The organism is Micromonospora orduensis (assembly GCF_006228125.1).
GTDB lineage: Bacteria > Actinomycetota > Actinomycetes > Mycobacteriales > Micromonosporaceae > Micromonospora > Micromonospora orduensis.
This window is the reverse complement of the sequence record NZ_VDFY01000230.1, coordinates 56427-73414: the sequence shown is the minus strand read 5'-3', so window position 1 is coordinate 73414 and position 16988 is coordinate 56427. Positions and strand designations below refer to the sequence as shown.

Below are 16988 nucleotides of genomic sequence, written 5' to 3'. Positions count from 1 at the left end.
ATCGTGACCGATCAGCGAGATGTGCCGCAATTCGCCGTCGTGCCCGGTGCGGCCGTTCACCAGGCCCTGCAGGGCGACGAGCGCGAACTCATCGATCTGGTGGAGCAGGCGTACCTGTTGCACGGCGCGGGTTCGACGGTCAATCCGCCCTCGTACTTCCTCCGGTTCCCGGACCGCCCCGACGCTCGCATCATCGCGCTGCCCGCGTCCGTCAGCGACCCGGTCGGCGTGGACGGGATCAAGTGGATCTCCAGCTTCCCGGCGAATCTGGCCGCGGGGCTTCCGCGGGCCTCGGCGGTGCTGATCCTCAACGACCCGAGGACCGGTTTCCCGTACGCCTGCCTGGAAGGTTCCATCGTCAGCGCGGCCCGCACGGCCGCCTCGGCGGCGGTGGCCATGCGGGCGATGACCGGCCAGCGAAGGACCACCCCCCGGCGCGTCGGTTTTGTCGGCACCGGACTGATCGCCCGCTACATCGACCGTTACCTGCGCGCCCTGGGCTGGGAACTGGACGAGATCGGTGTGTTCGACCTGGTGGCGAGTTCAGCCAGTGGGTTCGCCGGCTATCTGCGGGGCGCGCATCCCGGGGCGCCGATCGTCGTCCACAGGAGTGCGGAAGAACTTCTGGAGAACAGCGACGTGGTCGTCTTCGCCACCACAGCCTCCGCGCCGCATGTCGGTGCGGGACGGTGGCTCGAACACAACCCACTGGTGCTGCACGTATCCCTGCGGGACCTCGCGGTCGACGTGATCGACTCGGTGGTCAACGTGGTGGACGACCGCAACCATGTGCTGCAGGCGAACACGTCGTTGCACCTGGCCCAGCAGGCACACGAGGGCGTCGATCCGGCCGCCGCCACGCTGTACGACCTGCTCACCGATCGATTCACGATTCCGGTCGACCGGCCGGTGGTGTTCTCCCCGTTCGGGCTGGGGGTGCTGGACCTGGTCGTCGGCGATCACGTGTTCCGCGTGGCCCGCGAGCGCGGGGAGGCCCTCACGGTCGACCGGTTCTTCTTCGACATGCAGCGGCACAGCGCTCCGGACGGCTCGGGACCACCGACGGAGAGCTGATGCACCACTGATTCGAGAAGATGGGCCGGCGTGTGATGAAAGCACTGATTTTCGGGTGTGACGGAGTCCTGGTCGACCACGAGGTCGAATGGAGGAGGCTCGCGCTCAACCGGGTGTGGCAGGAGGAGGGAATCGACTGGGGAATCTCCGCCACCGCCTGCCAGGCGGAACTGGGAGCGGCGAGTGACCACGAGTATCTCCTGATGCTTCGGGACAATCCTCTGTTCCGGGCTGCGCTCGGGGAGCCGGTCGATGACGGTCGCTGGCCGGAACGGGTCGCCGGGTGGCATCGGCGCCGGACCGAACTCTGCCTGGACATGGCCCGAACCCGTGGTTCCCGCGCTCGCACCGGGGTCCGCCGGGTCGCTCGGGAGGCGCTGGCTGAGGGGTGGCGTGTCGTGGTCGCCTCGGGGCAGCCGCGTTCCTCGATGGATCTCGTGATGGCGTTCGCGTTCGACCCGGACATGATGGCCGACATCGTGGTGGTCTCCGGTGCCGAGATGCCGGCCGAGGAGCGGATGCCCGGGCTGTTCGCCCTGGCCGTGACGTCGGCCGGGGCCGATCCGAGTGACTGCCTGGTCGTCGAGAACACCCGCGGCGGATTGCTGGGGGCCGCGGCGGTGAACGTGAACTGCGTGATCACGCCGACCCCGGCAACCTTCCACGCGGACTTCTCCGAGGCGCGGTTGGTGCTGACCGGGCTCGGTGACCCGGGTGCGCCCCCCGAAGTCGTCATCGGGGGCCGGACACTGACCGCCGCTCGCCCCTGGTACGGATTGGGTGATCTCGAGGAGTTGCTCACCGCCGCACCAGGCATTCGTCGACAGCGGACGACGAGGTGAACCTGCTGACGGGCACGGAGAAATAGGAGGCAGAGATCCGCTCGACCTTGAAAGGCAGTTCGATGATCCACGATTCAATCCTTGACTGCATCGGCCGGACACCCGTCGTACGTCTGAGCCGGCTGTTCCCCACCGGCGATGTCGAGGTTCTCGCGAAGCTGGAGTTCCTGAACCCCGGCGGGAGCATCAAGGACCGGCCGGCGAAACACATCATCGAACAGGGTCTTCGCAGCGGGGTCATCACCAGCCGAACGAAGCTGGTGGAGAGCACGTCAGGAAATTTCGGCATCGCGCTGGCGATGGTGTCGAGGATCTACAACATCAACTTCACGGCCGTGATCGATCCCAACATCTCGCCCGCGAACCTGGCGATCCTCCGCAATCTCGGCGCAGGCATCGACATGGTGACCACGCAGGACTCGGCCGGTGGCTATCTCAACTCTCGGATCAGCCGGGTCGCCGAGATCGTCGCCGGCGATCCGGACGCGTTCTGGATCAACCAGTACGCGAACGAGCTCAATCAGGCCGCGCACTACCTGCAGACCGCCGAGGAGATCATCGATGACCTCGAGGGGGCACCGGATGTCCTGGTCGTCGCGGTCAGCACGGGCGGCACGATCGTGGGCACAGCCCGCCGGATGCGTAGGGAGTACCCGGACCTGATCGTTGTCGGCGTCGACAGCGTCGGCTCGGTGATCTTCGGCGGACCGCCCGGTCCCCGGCGGCTGCCCGGCATCGGCGCCAGTCGCCGTCCGGAGTTGATCGACATGGGCCTGATCGACCGGGTCGTGCACGTGACCGAGCCGGACTGCATAGCCGCCTGCCACGACCTCCTGACGAGGGAGGGAATCCTGGCCGGCGCTTCCTCCGGTGCCGTGATCGCCGCCACCTACCGGCTCCTGCCGTTGCTGCCCGCGCGTGCCCGCGTCGTCACTCTGCTTCCTGACCGCGGCGAACGCTATCTGGACCTGGTCTTCCCGGCGATCGGCTACTCATGAGGGTTCCGTCCACGCCTTTCGGAACCTGTCACGTACACCCGGCATCCACAGGTGCCAGCGGCTCCACCATGCCGTGAGAGAGCCCCAAAAATGGGGAGAGGGATTGTGAGAACTGTGAACGGTTGGGACATCGACGGACAGGTCCAGGCGCTTGTTCAGAAGTATCCGCAGTTGCGCGACCGCGTCGACCCGGCTCGGGTCGCGGAGCAGCAGCGAACGGCGGTGGAGGCCGCCGACAGTGGCGACGACTTCGGCACCTCAGCCGAAGGAGGGCGCGGGGAGAGCTATGTCCTCGCGCAGCAGTCCATCCGTACCCGGATGCACGGCATCGACCAGTTGACCGACATCCTGACCGCCCACAGCCGGGCCGAGTCCGACATCGTGCTCGATCTGCTGGGCGGCGACGGGCTCATCGACCGGGTCATGTCGCTGCTCGGCAAGGACAGGCCGCTGGTCATCACCTGTGACGCGTCGCCGTTCATGGTGGAGGCCGCCTGGGATCAGGGCATCGGGGCTCTCCGCCAACGAGCCGAGAAGCTGCTCTTCCACGACGCGTCGGTCGGTGGGGTGCTGCTCGCCTACGGCACCCACCACATCCCGGTCGCCGACCGGCAGCGCGTGGCCGACGAGGCGTTCCGGGTCATCGAACCCGGGGGCGTCTTCGTGCTGCACGACTTCCCGACGGGCTCGCCGGTGGACACCTGGTTCAGCAAGGTGGTCGACGTCTACTCGGCGACCGGCCACGACCACCGCCACTTCGATCGCGAGGAGACCGAGTCCTACCTGTGCTCGGCCGGCTTCGGCGACGTGCAGCTGTTGTCCATGGACGACTCGTTCGTGGTCTCGGGCCCGACCAAGGAGCAGGCGGAACTCGAGTTGGGCCGTTATCTCGTCAACATGTACGGCCTCGTCGGGCTGGTGGACGAGTACGGGCCGGAGCACGGCCCTCGACGGGCATTCGAGCTGGCCTGCGACACCTTCCGGTACGACGGATGGGAACCGGCACGCCGCGAGGTGCGAGTCGGCTACGACGCCGCGCAGGGCGCCTGGACGGCGGCCATGCCGAGGGAAGCACTGGTCGGAGTCGGTCGGAAGCCGACGACGACGGGCGACCCAGCATGATGTCGACCGTTCCCGAAGGTAACGGCGGTGACCCTCCGGCACCGTTCCCGCGACCCACGCTACGGCACCACAGCCCGAGACCCGAGGTCGTGGCCGCCCACGCAACGCCGCAGGGCAGTCTACGGACCAGATGTCAAGGGTTCCGCCAGGCCGCACAGCCCTGAGGTGCGCTTCCGCGCAGCCCCGCTACTGTCAGCGCAGGTTCCGCTGGCTTTCGGCTGGATTATTTGATCGCCTGCACGACCGCCATTGAGCTGCTCCACCAGTAGTTGCAGTCATCGGGTGGAACAAGGCCGCGTACGACTTCGACGGAAAAGCCGCTGAAGTGCTCGAGAAGCCGCCGTTGATGCCGTCGACTTAGCGAATCGATTTCATTGCTGTAGTAGCTGAACACGCCACCCGGTCGTAGGTGAGCCGCCGCGTGCGGGAAGAAGTGAGCGGCGAAGGTGACGTCTTCGACAACATATTCCCGGTACTCGTTCTCATCGGCCGGGTAGGTGTCGAAGAAGATCCCGTCGTAGAGGCCGAGCGTCGGCAGTGTCTCCTGCCAGGGGCCGGGTATCAGCTTCGTGTCTGTTCCCGGAAAACCTTTGCGCCAACCCGCGAACGCTTGGGCGACGTCCTCGTTGGCCTCCAGGACCGTATAGGAGCGGATGCCGGCATCCAGCATGTATGTGGCCGAGATTCCCATCCCGAAGCCGATTTCAAGGATGTCGCCACCGGTTGCCGCGACCTTGGCCGCCATGGCGCGCATCAGTGGTGCTTCCCAGTCTTGCATCACCTGCTGGCCTTCGATTATCAACTCGTCGGCCGCATAGTGGGCGTCGCTGTCCTGCCATCCGCCGGTGATTTCCGGACGATCGGAGCCGGTAACCAGCGCCGTACCGAGTTCGTCGAGATGGGTGAGATCGTCGACCAGTTCCTCCCCGGCCCGCTGCAGCCACCATGCCCTCTGGGCCGGGCGCGGGGTGCGCATGAAGTCGTCGGATGGCTCAACAGTGACGGCAAGCTTTGCCGAACGGTGTCTGAACAATTCCTTCCCTTCCGGTTGATGCCCGTCCCGTGTCCACCCAGGGACGGGCTGAGAGGTGTTGCCGGCGGTGATGGTCAGGCGGTGATGGTTGTCCAGCCACGGCAGCCCTGGCACGTTCCCCGTAGCTGCATCAGGCCGGGCTTCCCACTCGCGACGACCGCCTCGTAGCCAGGGCCTTGACCAGGAGGGCCTGAACAGCGGGGCGGTCGACCTTTCCGGCGGTGGTGAGCGGCAGTCGCTCGGCGGTGACGGTCGCCGCGGGCATCATGTACGCCGGCAGGCGACGGGACGCCTCGCGGGTCACCGATGCGGCGTCCCCGACGATCAGCGTGGCCAGCATCGACTCGCCGGAGGGTGCCGGTATCAGCACGGTGGCGACGTCCTGGACACCGGGGCAGTCCCGCAGGACCGCGTCGATCTCCTCCAGTTCGACGCGATAGCCGCGCACCTTGATCTGGTTGTCCAGCCGACCGAGGAATTCGAGGACGCCGGGCTCACACTCGCGAACGAGGTCACCGGTCCGGTACGTACGGTGCCGCTCACCGTCGATCTCGATCTCGCGGAAGCGGTCCGCGGTCAGCTCCGGCTGGTTGAGGTAGCCGTCGGCGAGGATGCCGCCGACGTACAGCTCACCGGCCGCTCCCGGGACCACTGGGTGACCGGCGTCGTCCAGGATCCACAGCCGACGGCCCGGCAGTGCCGAACCGATCGGCAGGCCACCGCCGGTGACCGGCAATGGATCAGTCCCCGTGAGCCGGAACGCCGTCGCCGTCACCACGCACTCCGTCGGCCCGTAGCCGTTGACCAGGTCAATGTCGCGGAACGGGCTGTCGCGCCACCGATGGACATCGGCAAGCGACGCGGCTTCCCCGCCGATCACCACCAACCGCAGTGTCCGAAGGTCGGAGGGATGGATCAGCGCCGCATCCGCCAGGAGCGCGCGCCAGTACGCAGTTGGCAGCTGGAGGACAGTGAGGCCGTACTCCGCGACCAGCCGGCCGAGCGCCGCGGCATGGAGTACCTCACGTGGCCGTGTCACCACCGTGCCCCCGGCCGACCAGGTGGGCCAGATCTCCTCCTGAGCGACGTCGAAGCTGAGCGACGCGAACTGCAGGACCCGGTCATCCGGCGTCAGCCCGAAGCACTCGGCGGCCGCGGCGGCATGCCGGACCGCCGCGGCGTGCCCGACGGCGACGGCCTTGGGGCGACCGGCCGACCCGGATGTGTAGATCGCGTATGCCGGAGTGTCCGGCCCTGCTCCGGCAGGCGTGGCTACGGTCGTGGCGACGAGGCCGGGAGAAACCACCATCCGGCATCCGGCATCGCGCATTGCTTCGGCACGTCGGGCATCGGGGTGGGCCGCGTCGATCGGAACCGCGCAGGCACCGACGCGCATCGTTGCGGCCAGCGCGAGCACCGCCCCGGCAGTACCGTCCGCCATGACGGCCGCGCGGTCGCCGGGCTCCAGCCCTGCCTCCAACAGCGCCGAGGCGAGCGCGCCGACTCGGGCGTCGAGCTCGGCGTACGAGAGTCGGATGGCCTCTCCGATCAGGGCCGGGCGGTCCGGCCATGCGGCAGCGCCGCGGCGCAGCACCCCGTCCAACGTCTCATACGGGGGTTCCACGATGCGCCGCTCCTCAATGCCGCCCGGTGCACGTGACTGCGCCCGCCCGGGTCGCACTCACCGTCGTGCTGATCGTCCGAAGAGTACCCGTCCGGCTGCGTTCGGGGGGCCTTCGAGGGACGAGACGCCGGACCAACCCTACGCAGTACCAGAGCTGTTGCGTTCTCCCGATTTGGCCCGGTTGAACGGGAGCGTCGTGCAGCGGACGACCCTTGTGGAGGCAGCTCAAGCCAGTGAAGCCTTACGATGGTCATGGCTATCTTCACGCCGCAGAGCACCGAGGACTCCCCGAAGCCCTGACCCTGGTCGCGGACCCCGTAACCCTCGGTGGGAGCCGGTATCCCCTGGAGAGCCACCGGGATCACCCGCACCATCAACGGCAGGAACCGGCCGCGAGACCGCCCATCGGGTCACACCACTGCCCGCCGCCGACGCCCAACCCACCGACCTGCAGAAATGGGGCTGACCGATCCTTTAGGCCCGTGTCCAGCAGCGTGAACTGCAACGTCGGCCGGAAAGGCGCGGTGACGCCTCAACGCCTCGATCGACCGTGGTTGCTATTCGCTTCCTCGAGGGTTAGCATCGCATGAGGTCGCGCAGTGAGCTTAATCTCACCAAGCCTCAAGCTTATATGCATCCGCTGTGGATGAGTCCATTTGGGTTCCTGCTTCGGGGAAGGGGATCGGGCTGATATCGATGCCGCCACAAATATGGCGAGAGCGATTCGACCCCTTCCTTTCGGTGTTAGCAGAAAGCCGAAGGCTGGTTGGTCGAGCGATCTCATGGCGTTGACGCGCAGCAACGGATCTCGCGGTGGCCATCGAATGGAATGACGCATTCGATGCCAAGCTACGCCGAGGCCTGCATCGCCACATGGGGGACGAGCCGATTGAATGGAACGCGGTAATGGGGAACGGCAGCGATGTCTTGCATGCCACTTCGGCGACGTTGGCCTAGTCGACAACGGAAATTGCGAGATGGAGACTTCTTGACTCGGCACGACCTCCCTACCGCTCGGTCCATTGGCGCCAGCCCTGTGCAGTGGGTGAGCATGGGCATCGCGGCGACCATCAGCGATGGAAAGGCATGCCGTGCCTGACCTCACCGCCATCCCGGATGCGACCCGGCCTGGCCGCCAGCGCTGGCTACCGAGGCTGATGCGTCAGACGGCGTTCCGTCGCTACTGGTCGGCTCAGGCGGTGTCGCTGTTCGGTGATCAGGTGTCCACCTTGGCCATCCCACTACTTGCCGTGTTGGCCACCGGTGCCGGGCCGGCGCAGATGGGTTATCTGACAGCCGCCGGGCTCGCCCCGAACCTGCTGTTCTCCGTGATTGCCGGCGCGTGGGTGGATCGCTACCCGCACAAGCGCCGTATCATGATCGCTGCCGATGTCGGCCGCGCGCTCTTACTCGCTGCCGTCCCGTTGCTGTGGTTCACGCATACACTGACCTTGCCGCACTTGTATGCAGTCGCGTTTGCCGTCGGCACCCTGTCGGTGGTTTTCCAGGTCGCCTACAGCAGCCTGTTCGTCGCGCTGGTGGCCCGAGATGACTACCTCGAGGCAAGCGCCCTGATCAATGGCTCCCAAGCTGTGTCGTCGGTGGCCGGGCCCAGCGTCGGCGGAATTCTCGTGCAGTTATTGAGCGCGCCGGTCGCGGTTGTCGTGGACGCATCATCGTATCTCTTCTCAGCACTTCTGCTTGCCCGGACCAAAGCAGTCGAGCATTCGCCGTCCACCCAGAAGGGCGGGCTGAGTAACGCTATCGCCGGATTGCGGTATCTCGCACGCTCAATGACTCTCCGGTCCATTCTTTTGGCAAGCACTACGCTCAACCTCTTCAACTACATGTTCGAAGCACTGTTCATCCTCTACGCCACTACCGAGCTGGAAGTCGGCGCTGGAACGCTCGGAATCGTCCTCGGTCTAGGTGCCACCGGAGGGCTGCTCGGTGCCGTCATCACAGGGCGAGTGACCCGCCGGTTCGGTATCGGCCCGACGCTCCTGGCCGCTTACATCATATTTCCCGCGCCGCTGATCCTGGTACCCTTTGCAACTGGCCCTGATCTCGTCGTGCTGGCGATGCTGTTCGCCGCCGAGTTCGTCTCCGGGATGGGTCTCGTGATGCTCGACATCAATGCAGGGGCGGTCCAGACTGCCGCCACGCCGAAGTCGATGTTGGCGCGCATGCAGGGCGCGAGACGTACCGTCAACTACGGCATCCGTCCGATCGGAGCCCTGATCGGCGGTGCTCTCGGAGCCACGATAGGGTTGGAGCCCGCTGTTTGGATTGCGGTTTTTGGTGCGCTTCTAGGCGTGGTTTGGATCGTCTTTTCTCCCATTCCGGGGCTGCGCGCCCTGCCAGAACCCGACGTGGAGTAGCGCGCGCGTGATCACCCCGATCACGCCGGGCCTACTTGCGCCATGGTTACCGGCGACCCGCCCCGGTTATGGCGGGCGTCGCCGTCAGTCGCTGCCGGCGTACGGGTTGAGGGGTCCAGGTAGGTACGAATGAACGGGATCAGGTGCAACTGCCGCTGTAGGTTGCGGTTATGGATCTTGAGAGCTTGAGGTTGAGAGCGGTTGCGATCGCTGAGTTGTATGACCGTCACAACGTTGCGGTGGGTCGTGGGGCGTGGAGCACCGGCGATCTTGCGTTGGGGTTTGTCGGTGACGTTGGGGATCTTGCGAAGCTCGTGATGGCTGTCGACGGGCGCCGTGAGATCACTGACGCTCGTGAGCGGCTCGGTCATGAGCTGGCTGACTGTCTCTGGTCGGTCTTGGTTCTTGCTGACCGATACGGCGTCGACTTGGCTGCGGAGTTCACGCGAATGACGGCGGGGATTGAGGAGCATCTCGAAGCGCGTGGCCTGCGCGAGGCCGGGTAGCTGGTGGAATGGCGAATAAGTGGATCGATGTCAGGCGACGTTGGCTTGGCCGTCGATGGCGGTGAGGCGGTTCTTGAGCCGGTAGCTGGGTCCGTTGATGGCGACGACGTCGCAGTGGTGCAGGAGGCGGTCAAGGATGGCGGTGTCGAGGACTTCGTCGCCGAAGACTTGGCCCCATTCGCCGAAGCTCTTGTTCGAGGTGAGCAGGGTGGAGCCCTTCTCGTATCGCTTGGAGATGACCTGAAAGACGAGGTTGGCCTGGGCGCGTTCGAGGGGTTGGTAGCCGACCTCGTCGATGACCAGGACGTTGGGGCGTAGGTAGGTGTGCAGCTTGCGGGCCAGGCGTCCGATGTCGTCGGCGGCGGTGAGGTGGCGGACCATGTCGTCGAGGCTGGTGAAGTAGACGGTGAACCCGGCTCGGCAGGCGGCGACCGCGAGGGCGACGGCGATGTGGGTCTCGCCGACGCCGGGTGGGCCGAGCAGGGCGACGTTTGGCTTTGGCCTGCACGAACGCGAGGGTGGCCAGGTCTCGGATCTTGCGCGGGTCCAGCTCAGGTTGGAAGGCGAAGTCGTATTCCTCGAGGGTCTTGTGATGCGGCAGCTTCGACAGGCGCAACGCTGAGCGGAAGCGACGCTCGTCGCGGACGGCCTGCTCTTCTTCGAGGACCAGGTCGAGGAAGTCCAGGTAGCCCATAGCCTCGGTGTCGGCGCGGGCAGTGAGGTCCGCCAGGGTGCGGGCCAAGTGCGGCAGGCCGAGGCGGGTGGCGGTTGCCCGGATGCGGTCGGCGACGAGGTCACTCACGAGGTCGGGCCCTTCGGATAGCTGCATGCGGTGGTGAACGGTGCGGTGCCGGCGATCTGGTCATAGACCGACAGCGGCCGCCGGTCGACGACGACCTGAGCCGCGGCGGCCCGGTTCAGCAGCGCCTGCAGCGGACCGCCGCCGGGTGCGGGGCGGGTGCGCTGGGGTGGGGTGTCGCCGGTGGTGGTCGAGGCCCGGACCTCGACCAGTTGCCGGTGCCGGGCCCTGCGGGCGGGGACGGAGTAGAGGTTCGCGTCGTAGGCGACCAGGCAGTCCTTGCCGACATGCCGCAGATGCCGGACGGCGACCACATATGGCCGAGCCGGCAACGGCCGCAGGGCGGCGTGGTCGCGGGCGGCGCGGACGCCGATGACCTCGCCATGGGTGCGGTGGGTCCGAGCCCGGCGCATCGGCACCCACGCCATGAAGGCGGCATCCAGGTCGGCGAGGGAGGAGAAGCCCCGGCCGGCCAGGACGTGGTCGCGGACGATGGTGACCTGCCGCTCGACCCGGCCCTTGCCGGTGGGGCGGTAGGCGGCGAGGACGTCGATGTCGAAGTCGTAGTGCCCGGCGAACGCCACCGCCTCCGGGTGCAGTGGCACCGCCTGTCCGGGGGCGACGTGCCGGCGCACGACCGTTTTCGTCCGGTCGTAGACGATCGCGCTGCGACTGCCGGTCGAGCAGCTCGCCGTCGGCATCCTCCTGGGCCGTCGAGGAGGGCACGGCAGTGCGGAGACTCCGGTCGAGACGCTGGTTGACGTGTTCCTGCACGGTGTGGTGGGTCCGGCGTCGGCTGCCACATGAACCGCAGCCGCCGGATCTGGGGTGTTGTCGGGGCCGTTGGCGTGGCCGCCGCCCTCTGGATGGTTGCCGTCCCGCTGCTGGGGCACCGCCTCACCGTCACCGGTGGGCCACCCGGGCGGGAAAGACTGGAGATCGGTCTCGCTCCCGTCGTGATCGTCGCTCTTGCCGCCGCCCTGGCCGGCTGGGCGCTGCTCGCACTCTTGGAGCGGGTGCTGCCCCGGTCCGCCCGGCTCGTCTGGACAATCACCGCGCTCGGGGTCCTGCTGGTGTCCTTCGCGCCGCTCGCGACCTCCGGTATGGACGTCGCGACCCGGGTCATCCTCGGTGCCCTGCACGTAGCGGTGGCGACCGTGCTGATTGCGGTCATGACACGTACCGCCGCCCACCCCGGCCTCAGCACGGTCGCCGACGCCGACCGATGACCCCGAACCGCGGGACCGCGGCTCAGGAGTGGTCGGCCGGGGCGGTGGTCAGCCCGCCGGGCCGCCGTGGTGGTCGAGTTTGCCGCGGAGGGTGTCGGCGAAGCCTTCGGCCATGGCGAGTTGGTCGCGCAGGGCGGTGACGCGGGTGGTGGCGGCGGTGTGGAACATGCCGAGTCGGTCGAGCAGTTCGGCGCGGTCGGTGCCGGTGGCGGTGTCGAGGGCGTCGAGGACGGCGAGCAGGTCACGCATCTCGTCGAGGGTGAACCCGAGGGGCTTCATGCGTTTGACGACGGCGAGGCGGTCGAGGTCGGGTTCGGTGTAGAGGCGGAAGCCGCCCTCGCTGCGGGCGGAGGGCACGGTCAGGCCGGCTTCTTCGTAGTGGCGGATGGTGCGGATGCTGAGTCCGACCCGTTCGGCGGCTTCGCCGATCTGCATGAGGCGGCCGGTGGCCGGGCCGGAGGCGTGCTGCTCCGGCCCGGTGTCGCGGCTGGTGGCGGCGGCCATCAGTGGCCGACGCCGAGTTGCCCGGCGAGGGTGTCGTGGATGCGGGCGCTGGGCTTGTTGAGTTCGATGATCTCGACGGTTTTGCCCCGGCTGGCGTACTTGGTGGTGATGGCGTCGAGGGCGGCGACGGAGGAGGCGTCCCACACGTGGGCGTGGGTCATGTCGATGACCACGTTGTCCGGGTCGGTCGCGTAGTCGAACTGCCCGACGAGATCGTTGCTGGAGGCGAAGAACAACTCCCCGTGCACGGAGTAGATGCGGGTGCCGCCGTCGGGGTCCAGGACGCTGGTGACCTCGACCAGGTGGGCGACCCGCCGGGCGAAGATCACCATGGCGGTGAGCACCCCGACGACGACGCCGACGGCCAGGTTGTGCGTGGCCAGGGTGGTGCCCACGGTGGCGAGCATGACGATCGTCTCGCCGTACGGCATCCGCTTGAGCGTGGCCGGGGCGACGGAGTGCCAGTCGAACGTCGACACCGCCACGATGATCATCACGGCGACCAGCGCGGCCATCGGGATCACCGCGACCACGTCGCCGAGCGCCACGACCAGGATCAGCAGGAACACGCCGGCCAGGAACGTCGACAGCCGGGTGCGGGCACCGGACGCCTTCACGTTGATCATCGTCTGGCCGATCATGGCGCAGCCGCCCATCCCGCCGAAGAACCCGGTGACGATGTTGGCCACCCCCTGGCCCCAGGACTCGCGGGTCTTGCTGGACGGGGTGTCGGTGATGTCGTCGACCAGCTTGGCGGTCATCAGCGACTCCATCAGCCCGACCAGCGCGATCCCCAGGGCATAGGGGGCGATCAGGGTGAGGGTGTCCAGGGTCCACGGAATCTGCGGCAGGCCGAGAGTGGGCAGACTGTCCGGCAGCGCGCCCTCGTCACCCACGGTCGGCACCGCCACGCTCGCGAAGACGGTGACCGCGGTCAACGCCACGATCGCGACCAGCGGCGCCGGAACCGCGCGGGTGAGTCGGGGTAGTCCAACCATGATCGCGAGGGCGACGGCGACCAGCGGGTAGACCAGCCACGGCACGCCGAGCAGGTGCGGGACCTGGGCGGCGAAGATCAGAATCGCGAGGGCGTTGACGAAGCCGACCATGACACTGCGCGGGATGAACCGCATCAGCTTCGCCACCCCGAGCACCGCGAGCAGGACCTGGATCGCGCCGCCGAGGATCACCGCCGCGATCAGATAATCGAGTCCGTACCCCTTCGCGAGCGGCGCCACCACCAGGGCGATGGCGCCGGTCGCGGCGGAGATCATCGCGGGCCGGCCGCCGCAGATCGCGATCGTGACCGCCATGGTGAACGAGGCGAACAGTCCCACCCGAGGGTCGACCCCCGCCAGGATCGAAAAGGAGATCGCCTCCGGGATCAACGCGAGGGCGACGACCAGGCCGGCGAGGACCTCGGTGCGGAACACCTTCGGCGACAGCCAGGACGGACGGGACAGGCGCGGCCGGACGGCCGCGGACAGCACAGAAGACATACAGCCATTTCCACTCGGGCGCCTCGCGGACGCGCACAGCTCCCGCCCCGGACCACGGGGGAAGCAAATGCTCACAGATCAGCAACAATCGGCCTGGACGGTCTGCGGGCCTCATCGCCCGGACTCGTCAGAACCGCCACAGGAGTCGCCCGGCCACACTCGGGCCCACCGGCACCGAACCTACCCTCCCGTAAGAGAAGAGTCGGCCAGACGTGCTGATCATCACGACGCCGCCGCTGCCAGACCCTTGATCCAGTTCCTCGCACATCCTGTCCGGGGTGCCGGCCGGCGACAGCGGCAGGCTCGGGGGCGCCGTGCCCGCGGGGCCGGGAGTGGGGATGGCTGAAGTGTGTTCCGCCGTGGTCATGGCTGAGCTTCGAGGTGCCACCCACTTCTCGCCGCGCGAGCGCGCTGAGTTGAACGGGCGCGGCCCTGGCGGCCGTAGACCCTGATGCCCAGGAGGCGGTGGGTATGGCTGCGTGTGTTTCGTCGAGATCGCTTGGCTCACGGGAGGAGATGCCCCCGCCGCCTGCTCACCGTCATGGCCGAGGTCTCGACCCACGGCCGTCCGGTGTGCTGGGCGGTCGACGTCACCACCGGCCTGTCGGCGCTGCTGCTGACCCTGCTGTGGCGGCGCCAGGTCCAAGTCCGCTACGTCTCCGGCACCGTCGCGTTCCACATGGCCGCCGCGTTCGCCGGAGAGAACAAGACCGACGCCCGCGACGCGGTCGTCATCGCACAGACCATCCGTATGCGCCCCGACATCCCGATCCTGGAACCCTCCGACCGGCTCCTCGCCGAGTTGACCGTGCTGACCGGGTACCGCGCGGACCTCGTCGGTCAGCGTGTCGCGACCCTGTTCCGGTTGCAGGAACTACTGACCGGAATCAGTCCGGCACTGGAGCGAGCAGTGGAACTCAACCGCAAAGCCCCGATGCTGGTCCTGGCCTGCTGGCAGACACCGGCGGCGATCCGGCACGCCGGCGTCGACCAGATCACCACCCTGCTCCGCCGCGGGCACGTCAAGAACGCCGTCCAGGTCGCCGAGGCGATGGTCGCCGCCGCCCGGCATCAGACCGTCACCCTGCCCGGCCAACGTGCCGCCGCCGTGGTCGTCGGGCAGATGGCCACCGAGATCCTCGCCATCGAACAACGCATCGCCGCTGTCGACGACCTCATCGCCGAGCAGCTCGACCAGCACTCCCTCGCGCCGATCATCAGCAGCATGCCCGGCATGGGACCCCTGCTCACTGCCGAACTGCTGGTGCACACCGCCGGCATGACCGAGTACGACAGCCCCGCGAAACTGGCCGCGCACGCGGGGTTGGCACCTGTTTCCCGCGACTCCGGCACGGTTTCCGGGAACCATCGGCAGCCTCGCCGCTATCACCGAAGGTTGCGCCACATTCTGTGGATGGCCGCGTTTACCGCCGCCAGAGAATGCCCAACATCGCGCGCCTACTACGAGAAGAAACGCGCCGAAGGAAAGAACCACCGCCAAGCCATACTCGCCCTCGCCCGACGACGCGTCGATGTCCTCTGGGCGCTTGTCCGTGACCGCAAGACCTTCGTCCGGCCAGCGTTAGCCATTCGCGCCGCAGCCTGAATCCGACCGCTCTCCGCCGACGCGACCGAGTCCCGTCGGCCGATCCACCCTGCCCGCCAAGATCAACCGGAGTCACATGGAGACTCGGGCTGTGGTCCTGGGCTGGGCGAACAGGGGTCCGGGTGACGTGGGTGAACGTGGGCCACTCCCTGCCACCCCAGGTGAACCCCCAGGTCGCTAGACTAGGCCCTCGCGCCCTCGTAGCTCAGGGGATAGAGCATCGGTTTCCTAAGACGACGCTCTATCTGTACCCATAGGCTGATGACCTGCGGGTTCCTATTCCATGTTCACATTAGTGCGTCGCACGCGGGTGTTGCTGTGCTCGCTTGCTGAAGATCAGCAGGGCGGGCGTAAGTCCTGCTCAGGACCTGCTTCGGTCGTGCGATGCGTCCCTTGCCGTGATCCGGTGAAGTTGCCGTGCCGCGTCAGTTTACGGTGCCGCGAGAGCTTGGGCCAGCAGCGTGGCGAGTTTGGCTGCGCGTGCCGGGTGGTGATGACCGACCCAGGTAACTCGTCCGATGAGGTACTGGGCGAAGTCGGGGTGGCCGGTCCGGTTTTGCGCGGCGAGGCCGGTGCGGGCGGCGTTGTGGAGGATGGCGCGGAGTTGGTCGTACTCGTCGCGGGGTGTGGCGGGGTGGTGGTTGACGACGAGTCCGGCGAGGAGTTGCCGGTCGGCCTGGCCACGGACGCGGGTCTTGGCTGGGTGGACTTGGAAGCCCTCGCCGCGGGCGATGTCGGTGACGGCGGCGATCAGGTCGTCGATGCGTCGGGTGGTGAGGTCGCCGGAGAAGGCGAGGTCGTCGGCGTACCGGGTGTAGGTGATCTCGAAGGCGTCGGCGAGGCCGGTGAGGCGTCGGTCGAGTCGATAGGCGCACCGGTTGGCCAGTGCCGGTGAGGTGGGCGCGCCTTGGGGCAGGTGGCCGGTGCGCAGCGCGGCGAGCCGGGCCGCCCGGTGCGCCAGGTCGGTGGGTGCGCGGCGGAGGACGGGGTGTGGGGTGCGGGTGGTGCAGAGTCCGGTGAGGGTGTGGGCGACGGGTTCGGGGTAGCCGGCGGTGCGGAACAGGCCGTAGACGCGGGTGGCGGGGATGTGGGTGAAGAAGGCGAGCAGGTCGATCCGGACGACGACCGGTTGCGCGGCGTGGGTGGCGGCGAAGGTGTGTGCGGAGCGGCCGGGTACGAAGCCGTGGGCGGTGGGGTGGACCGGGATGGGGCCGAGGACCTCGGCGAGGAGCCGGCGTTGCAGGGCGCGAAGCCGAGACTTGGGGGCCTCGATTAGCCGGCCCCGGTCGGTCCACCGGTTGTGGTAGTGGTGCAGTCGGTGGGCGGGGGCGCGTCGGTTCATGGCGCGTCGGTCGGCGTACCAGTCGAGGTGTTCGATGCTCAGGTCGAGCATCGCGGCCAGGTCGCCGACGGTGTCGATGACAGGGGTGTGCCAGGGTCGGCGGACGGTGCGGGTCGGCGTCACGGGCCGCGCGCGGATGACGATCGGTCGCCGGTGCTGGCGGGCGGCGGTGACTGCCGCGCGGAGCGGGTCGAGGGTGCTCAGGAACGTGGCCAGCTCGCGTGGCCGGTCGGTGGGTGGGTGCAGGTAGGCGACCAGCGCCGCGTCGGCGACCGGCCACAGCCATCGCCGCCGGACCCCGAGGACGAGTCCACCCTGGTCGACGAGATCGCCACGGCGCCAGCCCGCGCCGGCAAGGAACGCGTCGGCGAGAGCGGTGGCCAAGGCGTGGATGGTGTTCACGGGCAGGCCAGTAGGGGTGGCGGCGTG

At 67.8% G+C, this 16988-nt stretch carries 14 protein-coding genes and 2 pseudogenes; 7 read left to right on the top strand and 9 right to left on the bottom strand.

The features are described 5' to 3' along the window. Positions 1 to 3 precede the first annotated feature (3 nt). The 4 genes from sbnB (at position 4) to FHG89_RS26095 (ending at position 4036) form a co-directional block, all read left to right on the top strand. On the top strand, positions 4 to 1074 hold the full coding sequence (sbnB, locus tag FHG89_RS26110; protein WP_139587057.1) for a 2,3-diaminopropionate biosynthesis protein SbnB: 1071 nt from the start codon (positions 4 to 6) through the stop codon (positions 1072 to 1074). 35 nt (positions 1075 to 1109) lie between these two features. Continuing rightward, a complete protein-coding gene (locus FHG89_RS26105) occupies positions 1110 to 1916 on the top strand; it encodes an HAD family hydrolase (protein ID WP_139587056.1) in 807 nt (268 codons plus the stop codon). 62 nt (positions 1917 to 1978) lie between these two features. Then, on the top strand, positions 1979 to 2914 hold the full coding sequence (gene sbnA, locus FHG89_RS26100; protein ID WP_139587055.1) for a 2,3-diaminopropionate biosynthesis protein SbnA: 936 nt from the start codon (positions 1979 to 1981) through the stop codon (positions 2912 to 2914). Positions 2915 to 3019: 105 nt separating this feature from the next. Beyond that, on the top strand, positions 3020 to 4036 hold the full coding sequence (locus FHG89_RS26095) for a class I SAM-dependent methyltransferase (RefSeq protein WP_167517528.1): 1017 nt from the start codon (positions 3020 to 3022) through the stop codon (positions 4034 to 4036). Between the two features lie 223 nt (positions 4037 to 4259). On the opposite strand, the gene FHG89_RS26090 is transcribed toward FHG89_RS26095, so the two are convergent. Beyond that, on the bottom strand, positions 4260 to 5183 hold the full coding sequence (locus FHG89_RS26090) for a class I SAM-dependent methyltransferase (protein WP_244295859.1): 924 nt from the start codon (positions 5181 to 5183) through the stop codon (positions 4260 to 4262). Positions 5184 to 5199: 16 nt separating this feature from the next. Then, a complete protein-coding gene (locus FHG89_RS26085) occupies positions 5200 to 6693 on the bottom strand; it encodes an amino acid adenylation domain-containing protein (RefSeq protein WP_167517527.1) in 1494 nt (497 codons plus the stop codon). Between the two features lie 1157 nt (positions 6694 to 7850). Here FHG89_RS26085 and FHG89_RS26080 point away from each other — a divergent pair. Next, positions 7851 to 9074 (top strand): MFS transporter, encoded by a 1224-nt coding sequence (locus tag FHG89_RS26080; protein ID WP_244295869.1) that lies wholly within the window; start codon positions 7851 to 7853, stop codon positions 9072 to 9074. Positions 9075 to 9094: 20 nt separating this feature from the next. On the opposite strand, the gene FHG89_RS33120 is transcribed toward FHG89_RS26080, so the two are convergent. The 4 genes and pseudogenes from FHG89_RS33120 to FHG89_RS26065 form a co-directional block, all read right to left on the bottom strand. Then, positions 9095 to 9547, bottom strand: coding sequence for a hypothetical protein (locus tag FHG89_RS33120; RefSeq protein WP_167517526.1), 453 nt, complete (start codon positions 9545 to 9547; stop codon positions 9095 to 9097). A 63-nt stretch (positions 9548 to 9610) separates the two neighbouring features. Next, entirely contained in the window at positions 9611 to 10030 is a 420-nt protein-coding gene (locus tag FHG89_RS34220; RefSeq protein WP_280116089.1) for an ATP-binding protein, read from the bottom strand. Between the two features lie 109 nt (positions 10031 to 10139). Next, a pseudogene (locus FHG89_RS34215) lies at positions 10140 to 10409 on the bottom strand (ATP-binding protein); the annotation flags it as partial. Continuing rightward, positions 10379 to 11080, bottom strand: coding sequence for a transposase family protein (locus FHG89_RS26065; protein ID WP_139587050.1), 702 nt, complete (start codon positions 11078 to 11080; stop codon positions 10379 to 10381). The pseudogene FHG89_RS34215 and the gene FHG89_RS26065, both read right to left, overlap by 31 nt. A gap of 102 nt (positions 11081 to 11182) precedes the next feature. On the opposite strand from FHG89_RS26065, the gene FHG89_RS33965 reads away from it, so the two are divergent. Further along, positions 11183 to 11608: a DUF6069 family protein gene (locus tag FHG89_RS33965; protein ID WP_139587049.1), complete on the top strand. Its 426-nt coding sequence runs from the start codon at positions 11183 to 11185 to the stop codon at positions 11606 to 11608. Positions 11609 to 11656: 48 nt separating this feature from the next. Here the strand turns inward: FHG89_RS33965 and FHG89_RS26055 are convergent, their stop codons facing one another. Further along, positions 11657 to 12112, bottom strand: a complete 456-nt coding sequence (locus tag FHG89_RS26055) for a MerR family transcriptional regulator (RefSeq protein ID WP_139587048.1) — start codon at positions 12110 to 12112, stop codon at positions 11657 to 11659. Continuing rightward, positions 12112 to 13611 (bottom strand): SulP family inorganic anion transporter, encoded by a 1500-nt coding sequence (locus FHG89_RS26050; protein ID WP_139587047.1) that lies wholly within the window; start codon positions 13609 to 13611, stop codon positions 12112 to 12114. Before FHG89_RS26050 ends, FHG89_RS26055 begins: the two co-directional genes overlap by 1 nt. Before the next feature lie 526 nt (positions 13612 to 14137). Between FHG89_RS26050 and FHG89_RS26040 the strand changes: the two are divergent. Further along, a pseudogene (locus FHG89_RS26040) lies at positions 14138 to 15217 on the top strand (IS110 family RNA-guided transposase); the annotation flags it as partial. A 430-nt stretch (positions 15218 to 15647) separates the two neighbouring features. Here FHG89_RS26040 and FHG89_RS26035 read toward each other — a convergent pair. Next, positions 15648 to 16943, bottom strand: coding sequence for a reverse transcriptase family protein (locus tag FHG89_RS26035; RefSeq protein ID WP_167517525.1), 1296 nt, complete (start codon positions 16941 to 16943; stop codon positions 15648 to 15650). Positions 16944 to 16988 lie beyond the last annotated feature (45 nt).

Bases quoted from the DNA above. Each gene is read 5' to 3' on its own strand.
- FHG89_RS26105 (WP_139587056.1), top strand. From the start codon at position 1,110: ATGAAAGCACTGATTTTCGGGTGTGACGGAGTCCTGGTCGACCACGAG.
- sbnA (WP_139587055.1), top strand. From the start codon at position 1,979: ATGATCCACGATTCAATCCTTGACTGCATCGGCCGGACACCCGTCGTA.
- FHG89_RS26080 (WP_244295869.1), top strand. From the start codon at position 7,851: ATGCGTCAGACGGCGTTCCGTCGCTACTGGTCGGCTCAGGCGGTGTCG.
- FHG89_RS33120 (WP_167517526.1), bottom strand. From the start codon at position 9,547: ATGCTCCTCAATCCCCGCCGTCATTCGCGTGAACTCCGCAGCCAAGTC.
- FHG89_RS26065 (WP_139587050.1), bottom strand. From the start codon at position 11,080: ATGCCGACGGCGAGCTGCTCGACCGGCAGTCGCAGCGCGATCGTCTAC.
- FHG89_RS33965 (WP_139587049.1), top strand. From the start codon at position 11,183: ATGAACCGCAGCCGCCGGATCTGGGGTGTTGTCGGGGCCGTTGGCGTG.
- FHG89_RS26055 (WP_139587048.1), bottom strand. From the start codon at position 12,112: ATGGCCGCCGCCACCAGCCGCGACACCGGGCCGGAGCAGCACGCCTCC.
- FHG89_RS26050 (WP_139587047.1), bottom strand. From the start codon at position 13,611: ATGTCTTCTGTGCTGTCCGCGGCCGTCCGGCCGCGCCTGTCCCGTCCG.